We start from the raw sequence: 23,260 nt of genomic DNA, 5'->3' as shown, positions 1-23,260 counted from the left end.
AAACAGCCCGCGCGGGCTGTTTTTGTTGTTCGATCCACAGGTTTCAAGCTGCGGATGGGAATTGGGGATTTCAAGGGCTACCTTTGAACTTGCGATCGCCCAATTTAGCTTTTTTCCGCTGGCGACCACGGGCCCGAATCGTCGCATACTCAATGGGAAAGCCAACGACAGGAATCACCTGATCCTTGCGTTCTTCTTCCAGATTCTTGAGTTCGGTGTAATCAACCCAGTGAATGCAATTCACCGGACAAGTGTCCATCGCCTCAGCAATCAACTCTTCAGAATCCCCGTCTTGTCGAACTACGCGCGATCGACCGTAATCCGGTTCAATATAAAAAGTATTGCGAGCAACATGAGCGCAGTGCTTGCAGCCAATGCAGGTAATCTCATCAACATAGACACCTTTTTGGCGCAACACCCCGCCCAACTCCGGTTCCAAACCAGAGCGATCGGGCGCATCCCGCAAAAAACCCCCCAACTCCGGCTCTAAACCAGAGCGATCGATTGCTGTATCTATTCCGAGTCCAGAAAGCTCAGACATTTAGACCCCCACAATAGTAAATAAGTCCGCGCAGGCGGACTTTGATGAAACAAGATTGCAAAAATCTCGAAAAATTATTAAGCGCACCAGCGTTGCACCACCAAGCGGAGCGAACCGTCTTGATTTTGCTTTTGCTCAGAAATTTGGAAACCCTGCTTAGCGCTTTCATTCACCACAGTATGGTAAGCGTAGCGCTGAGTCACCTTATTGAGAAAACGGTCTACAGACCAAGCTTGCTGCCAAAACTGCAAGTCAGCCACCAATTCATACTCAGTCCCGTTCCAGCTAAAACCTACGTCGTAGCCGTTTGTTTGCTCAATCACGACCTCAGCGGTGCTGGTTAGGCCGCGATAGCCACGCACCTCAGTCGGGCCAGACTTCCAGTCAATACCCAAGTCAGTTAAAGCAGCTTCCAAAGAATTCAAATTGCGGATCTGGGTCTTAATTTGGCTAAAGTGTGACATGGTGATTCCAAAAAAATTTAAGTGAACTCAACAAAAAAAATTACCAATCGCTAAAAGCCACTTGGGCCGTCGCTTCGGCTGACTGATGCAGCGCTTGCGTGAAATATTCAGATGTTGACTCTTGGTGAAGCACCACGCCGAGCTGAGCTTCAATTGCAGCCGTTACCTCAGCACAGGAAGCACCGACAATGCCGGTGACTGTTTCCTGTACGCGGCCATCTGGATAGATCACAAACTCTAGTGTTTCCATAATGCGGGCTGACTGAATAGGAATATTGAGAACAGACACCGACACCAGCAAGCCAGGGACGATGCCTCCTGAAGTAGCTTCTTGAGAGTTGGCTGACTGACAAAGCGCTATATCAATTTTGACTAATTGATAGGTTTTGAGTCACAACTTAACAGAAGTTATTAATATGTAGAAGCAATACATCAGTTGTATGTAAAGTTTCGCGTAGATCGTGACAGCAGTCAAGTCGGTCGATTTTAGATTTGAGATTTTAGATTTTAGAGGGAGGAGGAAGGAAGAGGGGATGAACCGCAGAGGGCGCAGAGGGCGCAGAGGGCAGAAGGCAGAAGGTAAAAGGCAGAAGTATAAATTCCCCACTTCCCCTCTAATTCCCTCTGGGGTCTAAAACGTCTCGCAGGCCATCTCCCAAAAGGTTGAAACCAAGAACAGTCAAGGTAATCAGCAAACCTGGAAACACGATCGTCCAAGGAGAAGAAAGAGCGTATCCGCCCTTAAAAGCATCAGAAAGCATTGTCCCCAACTCAGGAACCGGCGGCTGTGCGCCCAAACCCAAAAAACCTAAACCGGCAGATTCTAGTGTCGCCGTACCAGTCGAAAGAGTTGCTTGTACAACTAGAGGCGCGAGACTTCCCGGCAAAATGTGGCGAAAAATAATCCGCAAGTCGCTGGCGCCCAAGGCTTTGACAGCCAAAACAAATTCTTGTTCCCGCAGAGACAGCACCATACTGCGAGTTAAGCGGATGTAAATTGGAATTTGCACGAGGCTGACGGCGATAATTACGCTTTGCAGGCTCGGCCCGGTGACGGTAACAACGCCGATCGCCAGTAAAATCGAAGGAAAAGCTAACAAAATATCCGCCAAAGTGCCGATCGCCATTTCCAGCAACCCCCGAAAATACCCGGCCACCAGCCCCAAAAGCGCTCCCACAATTAAACCCGCACCCACAGAAACCAGGCTGACGAGTAAAGATATCCCCAATCCGTGCCACACCCGCACCAACAAATCTCGCCCCAAACTGTCGGTGCCAAACCAATGTTTAGCGCTAGGAGCCACTAAGCGCGACAAATAATCTCGATCGACCGCCGGATCGTAAGGGGAAAGTAGGGGGGCCAACAGTGCCGCGATCGTCAGCGCTACAGTCAAAATTAAGCCGATTTTCCCCGAAGTCGATCGCCAAAATCGTTGAAAAGCCGGCTGTGGAAATATTAAGTTTTTATGCAATTTTAGATTTTCCATCGAATGCTGTCACAAAAAAAACTCAGGACTTATTGCCAAACCTTTCAGGACTGAGATGCCTGTGGTGCCCATAAACTGATTAATTCATTGACAAGGGCGAGCAATTCAGATACAGACTCATTGGCTTCGGGCGCTTCAAATCCATGAATAAATCGGTTTCTTACGCTTAAAAGTAGCATGGCTCGATCGTACTCTTCGATTGAAAGTTCTCCTTGGGAATACATATGTTTGATCAGAGATACAGTTGGAAATCTTTCAATGGGAATAGTAACTTCCTCAGCTCGTTTACGCAGGAGTGCTTCAATTGTTCCCCAAAGTGATAAAAACGCGCCTTCATTTTCTCCTAATGAAATTAGACGTTCACCCTGTGTTTTTCTACTAAAAATCTGTTGCCAAGATAATAGATTTACTTCCTTGGCGTTCTCTTTCAGTAAAGCATCTTCTTCAGTAATCAATAAAAAACGCCAGCCTATATTTTCAGAAACAATTTCAGCAATTTCTTTCAACCTGTCTATGGATGTTTGTCTGGCAGAACGTTTGAATTCGATTATGTAACCTTCGGCTTCGTTCTTTTTTACAATCAAATTTGGACGATATGTCCCTAAATCGAAAGGGATGTCTTCTGGTTCAGGGTCAACCAATACTGTATAGCCTTCTTGTCGGTATTTTTCGGCAATTTGAGATACGGATTTGTCGTGTATTAATTTAGCGGTCATAGATAACTCTCTAATGCTTTTGCTGAATTTATTCTAACGTAAACGCACTCACTGCCAGATATTATGCCACGGACCAACAATGACGGACATAAAGCAACGTCAAACGTGTCACTAAGCGAGCGACGATGCGACTCCACATCTGTGACAAGTGAATCATCCTCATAAACTAACCCAATTAGTGCATCCTGTATGGGCTTTATGATATTGTCAGTGTCAACTGGGTCAGCATCATAAAGGTATACTAAAGTTAAATGAACGTTTCCTGAATAAGGAGTTACTACCCAAGTTTTTGACGCTTCTGTACGCACAAATGCTTGCCAATCCTGTAGCTTGCTTCTCTGCCTCGTTTGCAAAGATACAGGGCGTTTTGGAATCAGAAACTCAAATTGCATTTGCAACTCCGAAAATTGAATGCGAAAAGAAGGGATTAAAGGCTAAATTCAAACTAGACTATAACTTGCAACTTTTAACAAATCAACTTTTGTTTTGTCGATCGCACAGATTTCTCATAACCCTCACGCCCTCAGCGCTCTCGCATTTCGCGTGAAGCGAAGCTATCCCGTTCGCGAAGCGTTCCCGAAGGGTAGGGAATCGCCCCCGACAACATCCCCAGCAACCATCAGCCGTGGGATCAATCTAAAATCTAAAATCTAAAATCTAAAATCGGATGACCCTTTAAGATATAAAGAACAAGATAAATTTAAAAGCACAATGACATCCACCCTACTCAAAACCTCCGCTCGATCGCCCCTCAACGCCCCAACAGTCCGCCATTTCCCCAACGGCCTCACAGTTATAGCCGAACACTTGCCGGTCGATGCTGTTAACCTCAGCGTGTGGCTCAATTTAGGCTCAGCCGTCGAACCAGACGACATTAACGGCATGGCTCACTTTTTAGAACACATGATTTTTAAGGGAACTCCCAGCATTCCCAGTGGCGAATTTGAGCGCGCGATCGAGCAACGCGGCGCTGTCACCAATGCTGCCACCAGCCAAGATTACACTAACTATTACATCACCACAGCTCCTAAAGATTTTGCCGAACTAGCTCCTCTGCAAGTCGATGTGTTGCTCAACGCCAGCATTCCCGACGACGCCTTCGATCGCGAACGGCTGGTAGTCTTAGAAGAAATTAGACGATCGGAAGACAATCCCCGCCGCCGCACCTATCAGCGATCAATGGAATTAGCGTTTGAAGTCCTGCCCTACAAGCGACCGGTACTCGGCCCGACTGCGGTAATCGAACAGTTGACAGCGCAACAAATGCGGGATTTCCACAGCAGCAGATATCACCCAGGGGCCATGACAGCCGTAGCTGTCGGCAATTTGCCAGTCGAGCAACTAATAGAAATTGTCGCAGACAGTTTTGCAGCAAAAAGTACAGCACAACACAACAAAATAAATGTGCCTGCTGTGGGCAACTTTCACCCCGAAGCCCAAATCCTGAACTACGGTCAAGAATCGCCATTTACAGAAACAGTCCGCCGCGAATTTGTAGACTCTTCCCTTCAGCAAGCCCGACTGATCGTGATGTGGCGAGTGCCAGGTTTCATGGAAATGTCCGAAACTTATGCCCTCGACGTTTTGGCGACAATTTTGGGACACGGCCGCACAACTCGCTTGGTTCAGGATTTGCGCGAAGAAAAAGGGCTAGTTTCGTCAATTTCGGTCAGCAACATGACTCAGCGACTCGGCGGTGTATTCTCAATTTCCGCTCAACTACCGACAGAAAACTTGGCAGCAGTGGAAGCTGCGATCGTCCAACACATCCGCACTCTCCAAACCGAACTGGTGACAGATGCCGAAATTTCCCGCATTCGCACCCAAGTAGCCAATCGGTTTATCTTTGGTAACGAAACTCCGAGCGATCGAGCAAGTTTGTACGGTTACTATCAGTCGATGGTAGGAGATATCGCTCCCGCCCTCAACTATGCCGCTTGCATCCAAGCTCAGACTGCGGAGGATCTCCGAGAAGCCGCTGTCAAATATCTGTCTCCCGACGCAATGGGTGTTGTGGTAATTCGCCCCGACGAAGCATAAATCTGACTGCGCCTCAACAGGGGAATTCTGCCATCCATCTGCTTTTAGGGCATCCAACAGCATTCGGAATTCGGCAGAAACAATGTCAACGCGCACGAGGGATTTTTAGTCAATAGTGCGTGAAATTCGATCGGCTCTCGCCTTGAAGGTTTTGTATCCAATAATTAGTATGAAGCCTTTAAGGTACGGGCGATCGGCAAAATTACCGTAATTTTATGAGACGATAAACTGGGAATTATTGACGAGCCAGCAATTTAGTCTAGGAAAACCGGGTTTATTGGCGATCGTAATTCTAAAATCTAAAATTTAAAATCTAAAATTTAAAATCGATTGAGCGACAAAATTACCGTAATTTTATGAGACGATAAACAGGGAATTATTGACAATCAAGCAATTTAGTCTAGGGAAACCGGATTTATCGGCGATCGTAATTCTAAAATCTAAAATCTAAAATCGATCGATCGGTAAAATCACCGTAATTTTATGAGACGATAAACAGGGAATTATTGACAATCAAGCAATTTAGTCTGGGGCCACCTGATTTATCTGCGGTCGTAATTGTCAAATCTAAAATCTAAAATCTAAAATCTAAAATCGACTGACAGGGCACGCAAGCATGAAATTACAAAACTTTCTCAACTCAAACATTAGGTACGATGCCAAAGCAATCGCTGCAGACGACGAACTCAGTGGCCAAATTCAAAGTCGCCTCATTGACCTAGGTTTACTGAAACCTCCTGTAGACGGAATTTTTGGCCCTCTCTCTACCGCCACCCTCCACCGATTTCAAACTCTGATGAAGTGCGGCGAAGCGGGTTTTTTGGGAGCAGTCACAGCCAAAAAGCTGATCGAAACCAAACCAGAGGACATTCCCACACAGCCCCTGATCCTGAAAACGCTCAGAGACACCATTTTTAAATCAAAACCGGTCGCGTCTTCTCAACTTCAGGACTCAGAAAAACAAGTAATACCAGCCGGAAAAGAGTTGGAGATCCTGGCTTTTGCTCCGGCTCGCTGTCACATCAGAGTTGCTCTCCGCAACGAGTCTTTCAAAGGTTCAGGGGTTTGGTATGTTTTCGGAGGACACGCTCAAATTACTCAAGACAGCATTCTACTTTTTCCGAAACCTAATCCCCCAACTGTCAGGCTTGGCATTCCTTATCTATCGCAAATGGATAACTTGAATAATCCTACAGGTTCTTGCAATGTAACTTCATTAGCGATGTGTCTGGACTTTTTGAAGGTGCCACGGCGCAAACAAACCGGGCAATATGAAGACGAACTTTACGAATATGCGATCGCCAAAGGTTACAGTCGTTGGGATCCCTACGATTTAGCAAAAATTGTTAGAGATTACGGCGCTCAAGATTTCTTTACCGAGAATGCAACTATTGATGACGTTCAAGATTGGCTAGCCAGCGGAAATCCCGCTGTCATCCACGGATACTTCACGTCTTTCGGTCACATTATAGTTGTCGCAGGCTACGACAGCGAGGGATTCTTCGTTCACGATCCCTATGGCGAGTGGTTCCGAACTGGCTACGATACAAGTGTCAGCGGTGCTTACTTGCACTATACTTACCGTTTAATCCGCAGCCTCTGTATACCTGACGGGCATTTTTGGGTTCATTTTATCTCTAAGTAGTAATTTGTTAGTAGTTAGTGGTTATTGGTTATTGGTTATTGGTAATAACTAACCAATAGTTGACAGTTGACTCTCAGCAATGTCGGACACGGCATTGCCCATTGGTACCAACTTCAGCCGCAATATCGATCGGGCCCCAAATACCGCCAGGGGTTTAAACCCCTGGCTCATAGCGAAAGTCCTCTAAAAGAGGACTGAATAATTCATTAGACTTCTCCCGAAATTAGATTTTAGCTTAGGCTTGACTTGGGTTTCAAGTTCTTTTTTGGAGATGTCTCTTAGTCCTCTTTTAGAGGACTTCAGCTTTGAGGCAGGGGTTTAAACCCCTGCCGGACTGCGGGTATTACTATTAATTTTCATGCTCAAATCCAGCCAAGTCGATCGCGTAATCGGAGCACTGGTAGAAATATAGTCAACTCCGGTTTCGGCTACACTTCTAATAGTTTCTAAAGTAACATTACCGGAAGCTTCAATTTTTACCCGATCGCTCTTTTGGCGAATTATTGCCACAGCCTGCCGCATCAAATCAAAGGACATATTATCTAACATGATAATATCGGCTTTGTGCTGCAAAGCTGTCTCTACTTCGGCGAGAGTTTCTGTTTCGACTTCGATTGTCAGCGGATAGGGGATAGAATTGCGAATTAGGGCGATCGCCTCTGCAATTCCCCCAGCCGCCGCAATGTGATTGTCTTTAATCATCACCGCGTCATCTAATCCCATCCGGTGATTACAAGCACCGCCGACTTGAGTTGCGTATTTTTCCAACAATCTCAATCCGGGCGTTGTCTTGCGAGTATCCACTAATTGCACGGGCAAATCGGCAATTTTGTCAACATATTTCTGAGTTAAAGTAGCGATGCCGCTCAAACGCATTGCCAAGTTTAATGCTACTCTTTCTCCGGTTAGCAGCGCATCGAAATTGCCGGAAATATCGGCAATTACTTCTCCTTTTTCGCACAGTTTCCCTTCTGGTACTTGGGGGATGAAACTGAGGCTGCTGTCTAAAAGTTTAAATGTGCGATCGGCAATTGGCAATCCAGCAATGACTCCAGCTTCTTTGACAATCCATTTAGCCGTACCCTGGATGCTGTTTGCGGGAAATAAGGCCGATGTTGTGCGATCGCCCCTACCGATATCTTCTAGTAGCCAGTTGTGCAATAGGGAGTCTAAAACTATCCAAGGCGGTAATATTGCTGTCATGTTTTTGTTGGTTGTTATATCAAGATGATATCTACTAGGAAGAATAGTCGATCGGGTAATTTTAGGCAAGTTGCAGAATGATGATGGTGTTAGTGGGATCTGGGGCGATTCCCTTCGGGATAGCTTCGCTTCACGGGATTTGGGAGGCGGGGGCGATCGCACTAGATAATGGGGTATTCTGTGGCTGACATTGGGTGTTGGTGCTTTAATGGAGTAGATGGGGCGAGCGCGAGCAGAAACCATGATACAACCAGTCATTTTTAAAGGAGAGTAAAAAATGATGATAGAAACCGCCATCTTAAAAAATCTCGAAAAATTACCTGAATCTGTCAAACAGGCAGTCCTTGACTATATAGAATTTCTGGTGAACCGATACGCCCAAGAGCCTCCTAAAACGGCAAAAGCTGCCAAGCGAGGCGGACTTGGTATTTGGAAAGGTAAAATCTGGATGTCTGATGATTTTGATGAACCTCTCGAAGATTTGAAGGATTATATGTAAACGAGTCTCCTGTTGACAACGTTGGGTATTGGTGCTTTGATGGGATAAATGGGTTTACTTTGGTATCAAAAAAAGATTGAGCCTCTTAAGGCTGTTCATCTGACTCATATAGGGTTAACTAATTGCCGTGAATATCACATCAGGTATGGATGCAGGTATGGATAATAGTGAGCTACAGAAAAGGCACTTTGCTGCTCTTAAACAGAAATATCAAGTAGGTCAGTATAATAGTGGTGTATCTGATAGTTTCCTATATCTGATACTGAGAAAAGCCGACCTGGGCATTCAGGTCACAAACCTAGAGTTTCAATGGCTAACAGAGAATCGCCTTGTCGGAACCGTTGAAATCATTTCTTTACAGCAATACCAAGCACAAGACAAGAAGAGGCTAGAAGCTGAATTTCTACAACTGCGAACTAAGTACCATATTCCAAAACAGTTAGAGATTCCAATCTCCAGCCCAGTCTATTCAATACTTTGGAAATTAGATCCTGGGTATAGCCTTACAGATTCAGAGTTGGAACTACTAAATAATCATGGTCTTGTAGACACAATAACTTTGATTCAAGATATTCGTAACTTTTCAAAACTCAAAATTAACTATAAAGCGACTAAGAATCTAAACCAATTTCCTGAAGAGCCTCTGTATTCAATTCTGAAAAAGCTTGATGCGAGAGAGCAATTATCTAACTTCGAAGCTGAATGGCTTTTAGAATTAGATTTTGGAGAAACACTAGAAATTCATTGGCAGCAAGAGGATGAAAGGAAAGCTGAAATTGAATTTTCAGAACTAAAGTCTAAATATCAGATTGATTCTCACCCAGATACTTCTATTTCTAGTCTACTATATTCTATTTTGAGCAAATTCAACTCAGAATTAGAATTAGAGCCTAGTGAATGTGAATGGTTGAAACAGCAAAACTTGAGCGAGTTAATTTCAATCGATCGAGAGCGTAAGGACAGAAGATTCTTTGCGGAACTTAAAAAGAAATACAAAGCCACTCAATATCAAAGCTCAGAACCTTCGAGCCGTTTATTTTTAATCCTTAGAATTTTTGAGATTAGTGAATCAAAAACTTCCAACCCTTCTGAGGAATCGAAAGTATTGATTGACGAAAAAGATATTCAGTGGTTGTCAGAAGAAGGACTTGTTGAGACAGTAGATATTGCCAAACAGATCCACTTCAGGACATTAAAAACCAAGTATCAGATTGTGGGTCAATTAGCGCTCGACCCATTTTATGAAATTATGCTCAAACTTGAGCGAGAGGAACGACTCGACCCAAAACAAGTCATTCAATTAATTGAAGAAGGTCGTCTTGCTCGACATGGAAAGATAGCGATCGCCTACTACAGATTAGAAGCAATATTTTGCGAAAAAGAACATCAACGAACTGGAAACAGATGGAAGCTACCGAGTGCAAGTAGTAACTGGCGGAAGGCAGATGAGCCGGAAAAAGCTCTAAAAGTAACAGAAAATGTGAACTGGAACAAAGTACAAGAATCTGACCTGAAATCAGCTCTGTGGGTAACTAGAGGTGCAGCATTTCGGGATCTTAATCAACTAGATGAAGCAGAAAATTGTGCAACGCAAGCAAGAGAATGTCACCCTGATAGTCACCAACCCTATACCCTTATGGGAGCAATTTGTTACGACAGAGGTGAATATGCGGATGGTGATAATTGGTTTGAACTGGCCGCAGAACGTGGGGCTGACGATACCGATGACGAAATTGAAAGAATTGTCAGAATGACAAAAGACAAGGATAAACGTAGAGAAGTTGCAGAGTATCTTCTGAGTAAAGATTCAAATCGCTATAAATGGGCAAATTCGTATCTAAAGTAGGAAGAACTATGGAAGCATCGAAAAGGTCTGCCTCTACCAGTATCCTGACGGCTCATATAGGTGCAAAGGAAAAGGCAAGATGATCGCCCACTATTCACTGCTAAAATAAGGGCGATCGCTTAAAACTAATGATTAATCAGCCGGAGAGCGAATATCAGCAATTCCTACTCAACAAGTAGCGGCTGGCGATTAAAGAAACAAACTAATATCCACTTGGAAAAAATCGGCTAACTTCGTGGCTTCATCTATTTCGATCGCCCTTCCACTAACAAAAACTTGCTCAACCTCTGTTTCCGTTCCCAAAACAGGAATCAAATCTGATTTGTCCAAATTTCTCGCATCCATTAAATGTTGCAACATTGAAGCAGCATTTCCTGCAGGAATCGGATAATTTTCAGATTCAAATTTTTCAATCAGCGTTATCAAAAGCTCCAGAAATAGCTCTGACTCCAGCGATCGCATAGGGCGGTGTTCCAGTTCGCAAGCGAGAGCGATCGCGGCCTCGTTTTCTGCCTCATTTGCGATCGGTTTTGGTTGATAGCGAACAAGTAAATCTGTATAAGATTTTGCATCCAAAGTACGGATCATTTTTCCACTCATCCTTACTTATATTTACACAGGTAGCGATTGATTTCCCTATTTAAGCTACAGTAAAAGCTATATTTTCTAGCACTACATTAGGTACATTTCCACTACCTAAAACCTGTGTAGCATCTAAAACTTCTATCCCTACCAATAACTCATTTTCCCCAATATTTAAAGCAATTTCGTCAGTTAACTCTAAAGTGCGACACTGATGCTTACCTTCTACAAGTCTAATATAGAGAGCATCAATTTCGGAATCATAACTAATCTTCATAAATTTTTACCTCTTATTATTCAGTCCGCGTCGGCCGACTTCGTTTGTTTAGTAGCGGTTTCAACCGCCAAGCCATAAAGAGAATGACTAATAACTCACCAAAAAACTAAAGCCCTTTTCCGTTGTTGCGGGAAAAGAGCTTTAATTTATTATTAACCTGGCACTGAGCTATTTTACCGGGCAGTGACCCGCCGAGTATCTTCGCCATAGCAACGTTTAACAACCGAGTTCGGGATGGATCGGAGTGGTTCCATTACATCATAAGCACCAGGAAAGCTTTGAAAACTTTTAATCCTGTGTCTGCATTAAGCTTGATGCGCTGCATCTCTTTCGCTCGACTTAATTACTGTATCAAGTTTTCCCCGGTCTGTCAACCCCAAAGTCAAAACTTTTTTTCGATCGCCCTGGACGCATGGGAGTCTAGAAACCGGGTTTTTCACGAGAAGACGCTTTAGATCCCACAGATTCGGTAAAAAACCCGGTTTCTGTGGTCTCCGCGCGTCAGGCAGATCACAAATCCAAAAAAGCCGCCTCGGTTCCCTGTTCTCTGGGAATCTTGCCGTCCTTCTCAAACCACGCCACAACCTGCTTAACTGTTAATTGTTCGATCGCCCCTCTCGGCTTCTGTCGCAATTTGCCTCAAAAGCCGCAAAGACGCCACCACCCTATTCGTAAAAAAGTTTTCAAAACTCGCATCAAGCTCGATCGACCACAAATCTGCTGCTGACCCAGAATATTGAGATTTCTACAAAGGGCCCAAGACCAGCTTTTGTGTAGATGCCTAATAACTCACCAAAAAACTAAAGCCCTTTTCCGTTGTTGCGGGAAAAGAGCTTTAATTTATTATTAACCTGGCACTGAGCTATTTTACCGGGCAGTGACCCGCCGAGTATCTTCGCCATAGCAACGTTTAACAACCGAGTTCGGGATGGATCGGAGTGGTTCCATTACATCATAAGCACCAGGAAAGCTTTGAAAACTTTTAATCCTGTGTCTGCGTTTAGCTTAATGCTAAGCTTGATGCGCTGCATCTCTTTCGCTCGACTTAATTACCTTATCAAGTTTTCCCCTGTCTGTCAACCCCTTTGTCAAAAGTTTTTTTCGATCGTCCGAAACCGCTGGAACGATCGGGGTTTGAGGCCTGGTTTGGGGGTGGGGCCGATCGACCTTTAACTCACAAATCCAAAAAAGCCGCCTCGGTTCCCTGTTCTCTGCGAATCTTCCCGTCCTTCACAAACCACGCCACGACCTGCTTAACTGTTAATTGTTCGATCGCGCTTTCAGATTCTGTCGCAATTTGCCTCAACGGCCGCAAAGACGCAATTACCAAATTCGTAAAAAAGTTTTCAAAACTCGCATCAAGTTCGATCGACCCTTTAATACTCTCATCATTCTTAATCCAATCCATCACCTGCCCATTAGTCACCTCAGCCACCGGCTTCCCAGTCTCCCCAGCAATTTGCTTGAGCACCCTCAAAGCATAAATTGCCACCCGCGCCGAAAACTTTTCCTTCGACGACAGCAGCGCCATATCAACTTCCGCACACTCTTCCGGCTTTAAAAAATCTGCTAGCGGTTCCATATATTAAAAATTAGTAATTGCTAATCGGTCATCGGTAATCGGTAATCCCTGATATCCGTGACATCGGTTACACTCATCCGTTGTCGAACTTCCATGCGTGACATCCGTTAAATCCGTTACAAAATCCGTTGCCGAACTTCTTCCTTCCTCCTTGCAATCAAATAACCGCAGCGGTGTTCCCCATCAATAATCCAGTGAGTTCGCTCCACAATACAATCCGGCAAAACCGCCGCAAACATTTCCAACTCATTGCCACAAACACTCGGAAAAGTTTCAGCAACATTAGAAATCGCGCAATTGTGTTCCATCAACACAAATCGATCGCCCAAACCAGTGCGATCGCAGATCCCAACCTCCACAGATTCTACAGGATAACACTCAGCCATATAACCTTCAGCCCTGCGGAGTTCCATTAACTTAGTCACCCGCTCTTGCAGCGAGCCCGCACCCACCAGCCGCCGATACTCCGTCGCCTTGCGCTGCCACTGTTTTTGCAAGATAGTAATCACTTGCTCGCGGCCGACGGTTTCCGCCAACGTATCCAGGAAAGAGACAGCAAAATCACCATAACGATTCGGGAATCGATCGCGCCCCTGACTGGTAAGCTCATAAATGTGCTGCGGCCGCCCCATCCCAGCCTGAACCGACTGATACTGAATCAGCCCCTCCGCTTCCAAATCCTTCAAGTGACGGCGAATCGCCTGCGGACTGATATCCAAAGACTCCGCCAACTCAAGAGCCGTCCCCTGCCCCCCCTTGAGCAAATATTGCAGGATGTCTTGTTTCGTGGAAGTCTGCTGAGTAGTCTCCATCATCTTCACAAAAAATTATTAATTTGACTTTGACAATATCACTGTTGTTAATGTAGCTTAAAATATACTAAAGCAACAAATCTGTTGTTTAACTTCCTTGCAGCAGCCCCCAGAACTCGCCGGGCCCCCGACAGTTCCGCGTCTGCCATCTTTGAGAGACATATCCAGAACACTCGAAAGCGCAAAATTAATGAGCTCTACAGTCACAACCCTAGTCAACCAGCCGTATAAATACGGTTTCGTCACCGACATCGAGTCAGACACCATCCCCCGCGGCTTGAGCGAAGATGTAGTCCGCCTGATTTCCGCCAAGAAAAACGAACCGGAATTCATGCTGCAATTCCGCCTCAAAGCATACCGGAAGTGGCTGACAATGACCGAGCCCACCTGGCCCCACGTCAACTATCCCGCGATCGACTACCAACAAATTATCTACTATTCCGCGCCCAAACAAAAGCCCAAAAAGCTCAACAGTTTGGACGAAGTAGACCCGACACTGCTAGAAACCTTCGAGAAACTCGGCATTCCCCTATCCGAACAAAAACGGCTGGGAAATGTCGCCGTCGATGCCGTTTTCGACAGCGTTTCAATTGCCACAACATTTAGAGAAAAGTTAGCCAAAGATGGCGTTATTTTCTGTTCCATCTCAGAAGCCGTCAAAGATTATCCCGAACTAATAGAAAAATATCTCGGCAGCGTCGTACCAGTCGGCGACAACTTTTTCGCAGCCCTCAACTCCGCCGTATTCAGCGACGGTTCCTTTGTTTACATTCCCAAAGGGGTCAAATGCCCAATGGAATTGTCAACCTATTTCCGCATCAACAACGGAGATTCCGGCCAGTTCGAGCGCACACTAATTGTTGCAGAAGAAAACAGTTCTGTATCTTACCTAGAAGGCTGCACCGCGCCGATGTTTGACACCAATCAACTGCACGCCGCCGTAGTCGAATTGGTAACAATGGACAATGCCGATATCAAATACTCCACAGTGCAAAACTGGTACGCTGGCGATGCCAACGGCAAAGGCGGCATTTACAACTTCGTGACGAAACGGGGTTTGTGTCAAGGAGTCAATTCTAAGATTTCTTGGACACAAGTAGAAACCGGTTCAGCGATTACTTGGAAATATCCCAGTTGCGTGTTAGTCGGCGACAACTCGGTGGGCGAATTCTACTCGGTAGCGTTGACAAATAACAAGCAGCAAGCTGACACCGGCACCAAAATGATTCACGTTGGTAAAAATACTCGCAGCACGATTATTTCTAAGGGAATTTCGGCGGGAAATTCATCCAACAGCTATCGCGGTTTGGTGAAAATGGGGCCGAATGCTAAAGGATCTCGCAATTACTCTCAGTGCGATTCCATGCTGATTGGGGATAACGCTCAAGCGAATACTTTCCCTTATATTCAAGTGCAGAACCACACTGCTAAAGTCGAACACGAAGCTTCTACTTCTAAGATTGGGGAAGAGCAATTGTTCTTCTTCGCACAGCGGGGAATTTCCGCAGAAAATGCTATTTCGATGATGATTAGCGGTTTCTGTAAAGATGTTTTCAATCAGTTACCGATGGAATTTGCGGCGGAAGCTGATAAGCTGTTGAGTCTGAAACTCGAAGGAAGTGTCGGATAATTTTCGCGGCCGATAAACCCTTCCAGGCCGAGTCCATCGGTGACAACTTAAGCTCCCCGTCCGCCAGGGAATGAATTCCCTGGCTAATAGCTAAAGTCCTCTAAAGAGGACTAATGAGTTTAAAAGTTTTCTTCTCAGTCCTCATAGCGAGGACTTTAGCTTTGAGACAGGGAATTCATTCCCTGGCGGACTATCGGTTTAACGTTAAATTGTCACCAATGGGTACAGGCTAGCAACGAGAAAAAAACTGTAAAGTGCATTGAGGAAAAGGACAAAAATAGATGATTGTTGAAAATAGTCAAGTGGTGCTATCCGTCCGCGATTTAACTGCGAATGTGGAAGATACCCAAATCCTTAAGGGTTTAAATCTGGAAATTAAATCGGGTGAAATTCACGCGATTATGGGCCCGAACGGTTCGGGGAAAAGCACTTTATCCAAAATATTAGCGGGTCATCCTGCTTATACAGTAACGGGCGGAGAAGTTACTTTTCTGGGTCAAAATTTGCTGGAATTAGCGCCGGAAGAACGTTCTTTGGCTGGCGTGTTCCTAGCTTTCCAATATCCTTTAGAAATTCCCGGCGTTAGCAATCTGGATTTCTTGCGCGTGGCTTACAATGCTCACCGCAAACATCGCGGCTTGGAAGAATTGGATGCTTTTGATTTCCAAGATTTAATCGAGGACAAGCTGGATATTGTCAAGATGAATGATTCTTTTTTAGGCCGCAGCGTTAATGAGGGTTTTTCCGGCGGCGAGAAAAAGCGGAATGAAATTTTGCAAATGGCGCTGTTGGAACCGAAGTTAGCTATTTTGGATGAGACTGATTCGGGTTTGGATATCGATGCTCTCAAGATTGTCGCCGGCGGTGTGAATCAGTTGTCAACTGCTGAGAATTCGATGTTGGTGATTACTCACTATCAGCGGTTGCTGAATTACATTATTCCTGATTTTATTCACGTCATGGAAGCCGGTAGAATTATCTTGACTGGCCCGAAAGAGTTGGCGCTCGAATTGGAAGAGCGCGGTTATGACTGGGTTGTGGAAGAGGAAGCAGCAGGAGTGGGCGCGCGATGATGAATACGCAAGTTGCTAGTAGGGAAATGTTTTTGACTGATTTGGTGAATCAGTGCGGCAAGTTGGGCGCAGCTAATAAGGAAAGTTCTGCTTACGGGTTGCAGGATTTGCGGGATGCGGCGACTGAATACGTGCTTTCTTCGACTTTTCCGACGGTGAAGGATGAAGAATGGCGCTTTACTGATTTGTCGTCGGTGTTGCAAATTCCTTTTCATATACCCCAGAGCAATCAGTCAAAAGTTAAGCTGGCTGATATCATTATGCCAGTGAAAAACAAGGCAGATTTACCATTAAGATTGGTGTTTGTCAACGGGTTTTATGCGCCGGATTTGTCAACGGTGGAGTCGTCGGTTTTTCCGAATTTGCCGCTCGACTTTTACGCAGGTAATCTATCCAATGTACCCGAAAAATATCAAGGGCGCATCAGCGATGTTTTGAGCAAGCACAGACAGCAAACTGAGGTGTTTACCGCGCTGAATACTGCGGGTTTGGCGGATTCTGCGGTGGTGTTCGTGCCGGCCAATATGTCGATCGAACTTCCGATTCACTTGCTGTTCCTGACAGCGCCCGGTGCATCTGGCACGATGTCCCAGCCGCACTGCTTGGTCATAGCTGAGCCTGGAAGCAATGTCACGCTAGTTGAGGATTACGCAACTATCGGTAATGTACCAGCGTTTACTAATGCTGTAACGGATGTTATTGTCGGCGAAAACGCCACTGTGAATCACGTTCGGCTGCAGCGGGAAGGTGGAGAAGTTGTTCATATCGGCAAAAGTGCGATCGAACAATCTCGTAATAGCCGTTACACTTGTCATGCTATCAGTTTGGGAGGCAAAATATCGCGGCACAATTTAGAAGTATTTCAGCGCGGCGAAGCCACTGAAACAACTCTAAATGGTTTAACTGTAGCCTTTGGCGAACAGTTATCAGACACTCACAGTTTAATCGATTTCAATCACCCCCACGGTACAAGCCGCCAATTGCACAAGTGCATTGTTGGCAACAAAGCTCGCGCTGTATTTAACGGCAAAGTTTTCGTTCGCAAAGCCGCCCAATTGACAGATGCCGGACAATTGAGCCGGAATTTGTTGCTGTCGCCGAGAGCTCGCGTAGATACCAAACCGCAGTTGGAAATTGTCGCCGACAACGTTAAATGTTCCCACGGTGCAACTGTCAGTCAATTAGAAGATGATGAACTTTTCTACTTGCAAAGTCGCGGTTTGGATTTAGAAAGAAGTCGCTATTTGCTAATCGATGCTTTTGCGGCGGAAATGCTCAATCAATTACCGATTCTTGGAGTGGCGAAAATGCTTTCTACCTGCGTGGCCGTCCAAGGATAACTCATAAATATGAGGACACAGAGGACACAGCAGTGCTGTGTCCCTACAACATCTTGCACCATTTTTAACAGCCTGTAGGGGCGGGTTTCACGAATAATAATTGCCTCAAACCAACAATCTCGTAAACCCGCCCCCACCCAACGACAAATCACTAACTTCAAAAAATATGACACTTATTCAAGAAAAAACACTTGCCTCAAAAGTTCGCGGCGACTTCCCAATTTTGAATGAAAAAGTTAACGGTAAACCGCTAGTTTATTTAGACAATGCAGCTACTTCTCAAAAACCCCTAGCTGTGCTCAACGCTTGGCGTGATTACTACGGACAATACAATGCAAACGTCCACCGTGGCGCTCACACTCTCAGTGCCAAAGCCACTGATGCTTACGAAGGTGCTAGAGACAAAGTTGCTGCTTTTGTCAATGCCGCGTCGCGGCAAGAAATTGTTTACACTCGCAACGCCACCGAAGCGATTAATTTGGTTGCTTATTCTTGGGGTTTGAGCAATCTGCAAGCCGGAGATGAAATTATCCTGTCGGTGATGGAACACCACAGCAATCTCGTTCCCTGGCAAATGATGGCTCAAAGAACCGGTGCGGTGCTGAAGTTTGTCGAGTTAACGGAAACTAACGAGTTTGATTTGGAACAGTTTAAAACGCTGATTTCCCATAAAACTAAATTGGTGTCAACCGTTCACGTTTCTAATACTTTGGGCTGCATCAGTCCAGTCAAAGAAATCTGCAAAATTGCCCACAGTTTCGGCGCAAGAGTTTTAATAGATGCTTGCCAAAGCGTGCCGCACATGATAGTAGACGTGCAAGCAATAGATTGCGATTGGCTGGTTGCTTCCGGTCACAAAATGTGCGCTCCGACTGGCATCGGTTTTCTGTACGGTAAACTGGACTTGCTGAGAGAAATGCCTCCGTTTTTCGGCGGCGGCGAGATGATTGCTGACGTGTTTCTCGATTACTCCACCTATGCCGATTTGCCGCACAAATTTGAGGCCGGCACGCCTGCAATCGGAGAGGCGATCGCCCTCGGTGCAGCAATCGATTATCTTAGTAACATTGGCATGGATAAGATTCACGCTTGCGAAGCAGAATTGAATGCTTATATGTTCCAACAATTGCGGCAAATTCCCGAAATCAAAATTTACGGGCCACAACCAGACAGCAACGGTGAAGGTAGGGCTGCATTAGCGGCATTTACAGCCGGAGAAATTCACCCTCAAGACTTGTCTACCATGTTAGATCAGGAGGGAGTCGCGATTCGTTCCGGGCATCACTGCACGCAAGCTTTGCACCGCTATTTGAACGTTTCATCTACGGCGCGGGCGAGTTTGTATTTTTACAATACTCGCGAGGAGATTGATGTGTTTGTGAAAGCGTTGAAAGAGACGATCGACTTTTTTGGTGGGATTATGGGGTAAGTTAATTAGTGATTGAAATGGCTTTTTTTTGAACCGCAGATGTCGGCGGTTCAAAAAAACAACCCCCTTTTTCATAGTATCTGGGCCTGTGGTAAAATAAAACTAGAGTTTTCTCAGCTCAAGGAGATTTTGAGATGATTGCTACTACTTCAAGTTTAGCCGAACAGAGAACACTGCTAGAAAACATTAGCTGGTCAACCTTTGAAACGTTGCTCAAAGAAATAGGCGATCGCCGAGGTTATCGCATAGCTTATGATAACGGGATGTTGGAAATTATGAGTCCTTTATACGAACATGAAAATCCCAAGATTCAGTCCGATCGCTTCATTTTCATTTTAGCAGAAGAACTCGGCATTGAAATCAAAAGTGCTGGCTCAATGACTCTCAAGCAAGAACAGGCTAAAAAGGGTATAGAACCTGACAATTGTTATTATATTCAAAGTGAACCAGCAGTCAGAGGCAGGCAAGAACTAGACTTAGAAACTGCCCCACCGCCCGACTTGGCAATTGAAATAGATATTACCAGCAGTTCAATTAATAAGTCAGGAATTTACTCGGCACTTGGCGTACCCGAACTCTGGAGATATAACGGGCGAGTTTTAAAATTTTATCAGTTAGCTTCCGAGGAGTATGTTGAATGCAATTTCAGTATTGCTTTTCCCTTTTTATCATCAACAGAAATGAGTAGGTTTTTTGAGCAGACTAAAACAATGGGAGAAATTGCATTACTGAAATCATTTAGAATTTGGGTTAGGGAAAAAATCTAAAGCGGTGAATATCGCCCTTTCGTCCATCCGCGTTCATTGTGGCACGGGCGTCCCGCCTGTGAAAAAGATGCGGTTTAACAAAAGAGCGATCGCCCAACTAAAACTCCCTAATTTCAGGATAAACAAACTGATAACCCGCCGCCTTAATCTTTTGATTCGACACGCTAGCATTATAAGGCCGCACGCTAGGACTTCCATCCCAAGAAACTTTAGGCAAATTATTAGCTTCAAAAATGCGATCGAGCAATTCACCACTCGATAGCGACACATCCCCGACTAAATTGTAAATTCCCTGCAATTGATTTTCCAAAGCAAAAGTTAACCCCCCAACAATATCATCTCGATGCACCCAATTAGTAGCATCTTCCCCCCTACCGGGACGAGTGCTCCCAGCCCAGCCTCTAAAGATTTTAACTAATTCTCGCCCAGGCCCATAAATTCCTCCCAAACGGAGAATGCAGACTTGAAGATTGGGACTAGATGCTGCTAATAAAACCTGTTCTGTTTCTGCGAGAATTTCACCGTTTGGATTAGCAGGCGCGACGGGGGATTCTTCATTTACCAATTCACCTTGGCGATCGCCATACACAGAATAAGTACCCGTATAAATAACCTGCTTGACTGTCGGTATCTGCTGTAAAACCGCTACTAAAGTTGTCGCCGTATCTAAATAACTTTCCCGATAAGCATGAGGATTTGGAGCACCTACGCACAGCATAACAGCATCTTGTTCTTGCAGTACAGCCCTCATTGCATCTTTGTCATTTCCTTTGAGCACGGCTACCCGCTGCGCGACACCCTCCAACTCAACTACTCGCGTCGCCGTGGTAGTTGTCGCCGTCACGGTACAATCAGATTTGCCACGTAAATGTTTGGCTGTCGCAGTACCCACATAGCCGCAGCCGACGATCGCAACTTTCATAAAAAATCCTCCATTGTTTCATGCTGTCTAAAATTATTGCCGGTTTCTGAAATCATGGCGCGCTGAGTTTTGTGGTAAAATGCAAAGCATCGTTATCAATCGGAGTAGCATCATGTCCGAGAGAGATATTTTTGCCACCTCCTCAGAAAGCGAACTTTTAGCTTTTTATGGTTCTTTGTTTGCGATCGCAGCCGCCGACGGTTCCATTGATATTGACGAACTAGATTTGTTGTTTAAAACCATAAATTTAGACAAATTTTCTGACTCTGCAAAGACTCAAATCCAATCCTACACAGCCAGTCCCCCATCACTGGGCGACTGTTTGCAAACACTCAGCCATTCACAACAACCGCTGCGTTTGGGAGTCATGTATTTTTTAATTAACATTGCTGGCGCAAATAAGACGCTGCATCCTGCAGAAAGCGAGGCGATCCAATCAGCCAAAAAACTGCTAGCGGTTTCCGACTTGCAAATCCAAGCCATGCAGGAATTCATCAAGGAAAATGGGTCTGAAACCCCGTCCTTGTAGGACGGCTTTACATAGATATTTGTTAAGACGTACTATTTCACATAAGACGTGCTATTATGTAAAGCAGCACATTTAAGGTAAATATGACATTAAAAGCCTTCAGCTACCGATTCTACCCAACGCCAGAACAAGAAAGTTTGTTGCGACGTACTTTGGGTTGCGCCCGTTTAGTCTACAACCGTGCTTTAGCAGTAAGAACTGAAGCTTGGTACACAGAACAGAAACGGGTAGGGTATGCTGAGACTTCTTCAATGTTAACCGAATGGAAGAAAACTGAAGAACTAGATTTTCTTAACGAAGTTAGCTGCGTGCCATTGCAACAATGCTTGAGACATTTACAAGCGGCTTATACCAACTTTTTTGATGGACGGGCAAAATATCCTAACTTCAAAAAGAAACGCAATGGTGGTAGTGCAGAATTCACTAAGTCAGCGTTCAAATTTAGGGATGCACAAGTCTACCTAGCAAAAAGCACCCAAGCATTGCCAATTCGCTGGAGCCGGACATTACCTAATGGTGCGACACCATCAACTATTACAGTAAAGCTTGCACCATCAGGCAGGTGGTCAGTTTCTCTGCTGGTAGATGTTGAAATTGAAAAGTTACCCAAAACAGGTGATCAAGTCGGTATTGACTTGGGAATTACAAGCTTGCTTGCTTTAAGCACTGGTGAAAAGATTGCCAATCCCAAAGGATTTAAGACAAAGTATCGCAAGCTCAGAAGAGCGCAGAAAGCTTTAATCCGTAAGCAAAAGGGATCAAATAACCGTTACAAAGCACGGCTCAAAGTAGCGAAAGTGCATCAACAAATTACTGATGCAAGAAAAGACTATCTTCACAAGTTAACGACGCGGTTGGTGCGTGAAAACCAAACCATCGCCGTAGAAGACTTAGCTGTGAAGAATATGATTAAAAACCCCAAACTTGCCGCTTCTATAAGTGATGCAAGTTGGGGCGAATTGGTCAGACAACTTGACTACAAGTGTGATTGGTATGGTCGCACTTTAGTTAAGATTGACCGCTGGTTTCCGAGTTCTAAACGATGTGGAAATTGCGGACACATCGTTGACAAGTTGCCGTTGAATATTCGGGAATGGGATTGTCCTAGTTGTGGGACGCACCATGATCGTGATATCAATGCGGCGAAGAACATTTTGGCGGCAGGGCTTGCCGTTTCAGTCTGTGGAGCGACTGTAAGACCCCAACAGAGTAAATCTGTTAAGGCTGGTGCGAAACTCCCTAGGGGACAGAAGCAGAAACCTAAGTCGTGAGTCTTAGGAATCCTCGCCCTTATAGGGCGGGGTGGATGTCAACGCAGACATGAAACAAATACGGGAGGCCGCGCCCAATAAAAATCAGGTTTCAGCATCTTTCAATTCTGCTGTTTACCAGCTTAAAACTAAGGGCATTCCTCTCGATGTGATCGACCGAAGAGAAACCACAACACACCTCAGCAACCCCCAAATTAACTATTCAGATGAAAGTTTTTGGGCTAAACTTAAAAACTTTGCTTTAACCGCAGGAAGAGAAGTAGTTGAAAAAGCTTTGATTCTCTACTATACGGCTCAAAACCCAAACGTGCCTGCTTGGGCAAAAGGAGTTGTAGTTGGAGCTTTGACCTATTTTATATCTCCTGTCGATGCGATTCCCGATATATTAGTCGGCATCGGATTTACCGATGATTTAGGAGTATTGCTGGCGGCAATAGCTACTGTTTCAGTATACATTAATGCTGATACTAAAGAACAAGCAAAACAAAAAATGAAAGATTGGTTTGGCAAATAATATTAGAAGTCAGTAGTCAGTAGTCAGTAGTCAGTAGTCAGTAGTCAGTAGTCAGTAGTCAGTAGTCAGTAGTCAGTAGTCAGTAGTCAGT

The 23,260-nt window shown here is 45.0% G+C and carries 27 protein-coding genes and 2 rRNA genes; 13 read left to right on the top strand and 16 right to left on the bottom strand.

All coding sequences use genetic code 11. The annotated features are described in order from the left end of the window. Window positions 1-70 precede the first annotated feature (70 nt). The 6 genes from QT984_RS10145 to QT984_RS10120 form a co-directional block, all read right to left on the bottom strand. Entirely contained in the window at window positions 71-541 is a 471-nt protein-coding gene (locus QT984_RS10145) for a ferredoxin (protein WP_333373888.1), read from the bottom strand. A gap of 77 nt (window positions 542-618) precedes the next feature. Further along, entirely contained in the window at window positions 619-1,005 is a 387-nt protein-coding gene (locus QT984_RS10140; protein WP_333051955.1) for a DUF1257 domain-containing protein, read from the bottom strand. A 40-nt stretch (window positions 1,006-1,045) separates the two neighbouring features. Beyond that, a complete protein-coding gene (locus QT984_RS10135; RefSeq protein WP_015176940.1) occupies window positions 1,046-1,255 on the bottom strand; it encodes a DUF2997 domain-containing protein in 210 nt (69 codons plus the stop codon). A gap of 364 nt (window positions 1,256-1,619) precedes the next feature. Further along, window positions 1,620-2,492, bottom strand: coding sequence for an ABC transporter permease (locus QT984_RS10130; RefSeq protein WP_333051956.1), 873 nt, complete (start codon window positions 2,490-2,492; stop codon window positions 1,620-1,622). 44 nt (window positions 2,493-2,536) lie between these two features. Beyond that, window positions 2,537-3,208 (bottom strand): hypothetical protein, encoded by a 672-nt coding sequence (locus tag QT984_RS10125; RefSeq protein ID WP_333051958.1) that lies wholly within the window; start codon window positions 3,206-3,208, stop codon window positions 2,537-2,539. Then, window positions 3,205-3,600, bottom strand: a complete 396-nt coding sequence (locus QT984_RS10120) for a RusA family crossover junction endodeoxyribonuclease (protein ID WP_333051961.1) — start codon at window positions 3,598-3,600, stop codon at window positions 3,205-3,207. Before QT984_RS10120 ends, QT984_RS10125 begins: the two co-directional genes overlap by 4 nt. Window positions 3,601-3,919: 319 nt before the next feature. Here QT984_RS10120 and QT984_RS10115 point away from each other — a divergent pair, with 319 nt between their 5' ends. Both QT984_RS10115 and QT984_RS10110 read left to right on the top strand, forming a co-directional pair. After that, window positions 3,920-5,248, top strand: coding sequence for a pitrilysin family protein (locus tag QT984_RS10115; protein ID WP_333051964.1), 1,329 nt, complete (start codon window positions 3,920-3,922; stop codon window positions 5,246-5,248). A 616-nt stretch (window positions 5,249-5,864) separates the two neighbouring features. Next, complete coding sequence (locus QT984_RS10110) at window positions 5,865-6,893, top strand: C39 family peptidase (protein WP_333051967.1); 1,029 nt, start codon at window positions 5,865-5,867, stop codon at window positions 6,891-6,893. 48 nt (window positions 6,894-6,941) lie between these two features. Here QT984_RS10110 and QT984_RS10105 read toward each other — a convergent pair whose 3' ends face one another. Both QT984_RS10105 and nadC read right to left on the bottom strand, forming a co-directional pair. Next, the gene (locus QT984_RS10105) at window positions 6,942-7,064 is read right to left on the bottom strand and encodes a hypothetical protein (protein ID WP_333373886.1); all 123 of its coding nucleotides are present in this window, start codon (window positions 7,062-7,064) and stop codon (window positions 6,942-6,944) included. Window positions 7,065-7,211: 147 nt separating this feature from the next. Further along, window positions 7,212-8,096 carry a carboxylating nicotinate-nucleotide diphosphorylase gene (gene nadC, locus QT984_RS10100; RefSeq protein WP_333373884.1) on the bottom strand — a complete coding sequence of 295 codons (885 nt, stop codon included), beginning with the start codon at window positions 8,094-8,096 and terminating at the stop codon, window positions 7,212-7,214. 277 nt (window positions 8,097-8,373) lie between these two features. Here nadC and vapB point away from each other — a divergent pair, with 277 nt between their 5' ends. Next, window positions 8,374-8,595 (top strand): type II toxin-antitoxin system VapB family antitoxin, encoded by a 222-nt coding sequence (gene vapB / locus QT984_RS10095; RefSeq protein WP_333338742.1) that lies wholly within the window; start codon window positions 8,374-8,376, stop codon window positions 8,593-8,595. Window positions 8,596-8,722: 127 nt separating this feature from the next. After that, a complete protein-coding gene (locus tag QT984_RS10090) occupies window positions 8,723-10,441 on the top strand; it encodes a hypothetical protein (protein WP_333338746.1) in 1,719 nt (572 codons plus the stop codon). A gap of 189 nt (window positions 10,442-10,630) precedes the next feature. Here QT984_RS10090 and QT984_RS10085 read toward each other — a convergent pair whose 3' ends face one another. The 5 genes from QT984_RS10085 to rrf (QT984_RS10065) all read right to left on the bottom strand — a co-directional run bounded on the left by QT984_RS10085 (window position 10,631) and on the right by rrf (QT984_RS10065) (window position 12,266). After that, window positions 10,631-11,029: a transcriptional regulator gene (locus tag QT984_RS10085; RefSeq protein ID WP_333231599.1), complete on the bottom strand. Its 399-nt coding sequence runs from the start codon at window positions 11,027-11,029 to the stop codon at window positions 10,631-10,633. 52 nt (window positions 11,030-11,081) lie between these two features. Then, complete coding sequence (locus QT984_RS10080; RefSeq protein WP_333207739.1) at window positions 11,082-11,300, bottom strand: DUF2283 domain-containing protein; 219 nt, start codon at window positions 11,298-11,300, stop codon at window positions 11,082-11,084. A 155-nt stretch (window positions 11,301-11,455) separates the two neighbouring features. Then, window positions 11,456-11,572 (bottom strand): 5S ribosomal RNA (gene rrf, locus QT984_RS10075). A gap of 238 nt (window positions 11,573-11,810) precedes the next feature. Next, on the bottom strand, window positions 11,811-11,933 hold the full coding sequence (locus tag QT984_RS10070) for a hypothetical protein (protein ID WP_333270744.1): 123 nt from the start codon (window positions 11,931-11,933) through the stop codon (window positions 11,811-11,813). A 216-nt stretch (window positions 11,934-12,149) separates the two neighbouring features. Then, window positions 12,150-12,266 (bottom strand): 5S ribosomal RNA (gene rrf / locus QT984_RS10065). A 24-nt stretch (window positions 12,267-12,290) separates the two neighbouring features. On the opposite strand from rrf (QT984_RS10065), the gene QT984_RS10060 reads away from it, so the two are divergent. Continuing rightward, entirely contained in the window at window positions 12,291-12,473 is a 183-nt protein-coding gene (locus QT984_RS10060) for a hypothetical protein (RefSeq protein ID WP_333373881.1), read from the top strand. Between the two features lies 1 nt (window position 12,474). Here the strand turns inward: QT984_RS10060 and QT984_RS10055 are convergent, their stop codons facing one another. Together QT984_RS10055 and sufR are read right to left on the bottom strand one after the other, a co-directional pair. Beyond that, window positions 12,475-12,882, bottom strand: a complete 408-nt coding sequence (locus QT984_RS10055) for a hypothetical protein (RefSeq protein ID WP_333373879.1) — start codon at window positions 12,880-12,882, stop codon at window positions 12,475-12,477. A gap of 116 nt (window positions 12,883-12,998) precedes the next feature. After that, the gene (gene sufR / locus QT984_RS10050) at window positions 12,999-13,697 is read right to left on the bottom strand and encodes an iron-sulfur cluster biosynthesis transcriptional regulator SufR (RefSeq protein WP_333051990.1); all 699 of its coding nucleotides are present in this window, start codon (window positions 13,695-13,697) and stop codon (window positions 12,999-13,001) included. A gap of 187 nt (window positions 13,698-13,884) precedes the next feature. Between sufR and sufB the strand changes: the two genes are divergently transcribed. From sufB to QT984_RS10025, 5 genes are all read left to right on the top strand, one after another. Beyond that, a complete protein-coding gene (gene sufB / locus QT984_RS10045) occupies window positions 13,885-15,324 on the top strand; it encodes a Fe-S cluster assembly protein SufB (protein WP_333051992.1) in 1,440 nt (479 codons plus the stop codon). A 281-nt stretch (window positions 15,325-15,605) separates the two neighbouring features. Continuing rightward, on the top strand, window positions 15,606-16,397 hold the full coding sequence (gene sufC / locus QT984_RS10040) for a Fe-S cluster assembly ATPase SufC (protein WP_333051994.1): 792 nt from the start codon (window positions 15,606-15,608) through the stop codon (window positions 16,395-16,397). After that, window positions 16,394-17,737 (top strand): Fe-S cluster assembly protein SufD, encoded by a 1,344-nt coding sequence (gene sufD, locus QT984_RS10035; RefSeq protein ID WP_333373877.1) that lies wholly within the window; start codon window positions 16,394-16,396, stop codon window positions 17,735-17,737. The genes sufC and sufD overlap by 4 nt, the downstream gene beginning before the upstream one ends. Before the next feature lie 166 nt (window positions 17,738-17,903). After that, complete coding sequence (locus QT984_RS10030) at window positions 17,904-19,166, top strand: SufS family cysteine desulfurase (RefSeq protein WP_333052000.1); 1,263 nt, start codon at window positions 17,904-17,906, stop codon at window positions 19,164-19,166. 134 nt (window positions 19,167-19,300) lie between these two features. Further along, complete coding sequence (locus QT984_RS10025; protein ID WP_333052003.1) at window positions 19,301-19,933, top strand: Uma2 family endonuclease; 633 nt, start codon at window positions 19,301-19,303, stop codon at window positions 19,931-19,933. Between the two features lie 97 nt (window positions 19,934-20,030). On the opposite strand, the gene QT984_RS10020 is transcribed toward QT984_RS10025, so the two are convergent. After that, the gene (locus tag QT984_RS10020) at window positions 20,031-20,855 is read right to left on the bottom strand and encodes an NAD-dependent epimerase/dehydratase family protein (RefSeq protein WP_333373875.1); all 825 of its coding nucleotides are present in this window, start codon (window positions 20,853-20,855) and stop codon (window positions 20,031-20,033) included. 79 nt (window positions 20,856-20,934) lie between these two features. Between QT984_RS10020 and QT984_RS10015 the strand changes: the two genes are divergently transcribed. The 3 genes from QT984_RS10015 (at window position 20,935) to QT984_RS10005 (ending at window position 23,169) form a co-directional block, all read left to right on the top strand. Continuing rightward, window positions 20,935-21,384, top strand: coding sequence for a hypothetical protein (locus QT984_RS10015; RefSeq protein ID WP_333052007.1), 450 nt, complete (start codon window positions 20,935-20,937; stop codon window positions 21,382-21,384). A gap of 83 nt (window positions 21,385-21,467) precedes the next feature. After that, window positions 21,468-22,655: an RNA-guided endonuclease TnpB family protein gene (locus tag QT984_RS10010; protein WP_333052010.1), complete on the top strand. Its 1,188-nt coding sequence runs from the start codon at window positions 21,468-21,470 to the stop codon at window positions 22,653-22,655. Window positions 22,656-22,704: 49 nt separating this feature from the next. Beyond that, a complete protein-coding gene (locus QT984_RS10005; protein WP_333052012.1) occupies window positions 22,705-23,169 on the top strand; it encodes a YkvA family protein in 465 nt (154 codons plus the stop codon). The last annotated feature ends 91 nt before the right edge of the window (window positions 23,170-23,260 follow it).

It is taken from the genome of Microcoleus sp. Z1_B2 (assembly GCF_036700325.1).
Taxonomy (GTDB): Bacteria; Cyanobacteriota; Cyanobacteriia; order Cyanobacteriales; family Microcoleaceae; genus Microcoleus.
Note: the sequence above shows the minus strand (reverse complement) of the source record. Positions and strands in the feature narration are given on the sequence as shown.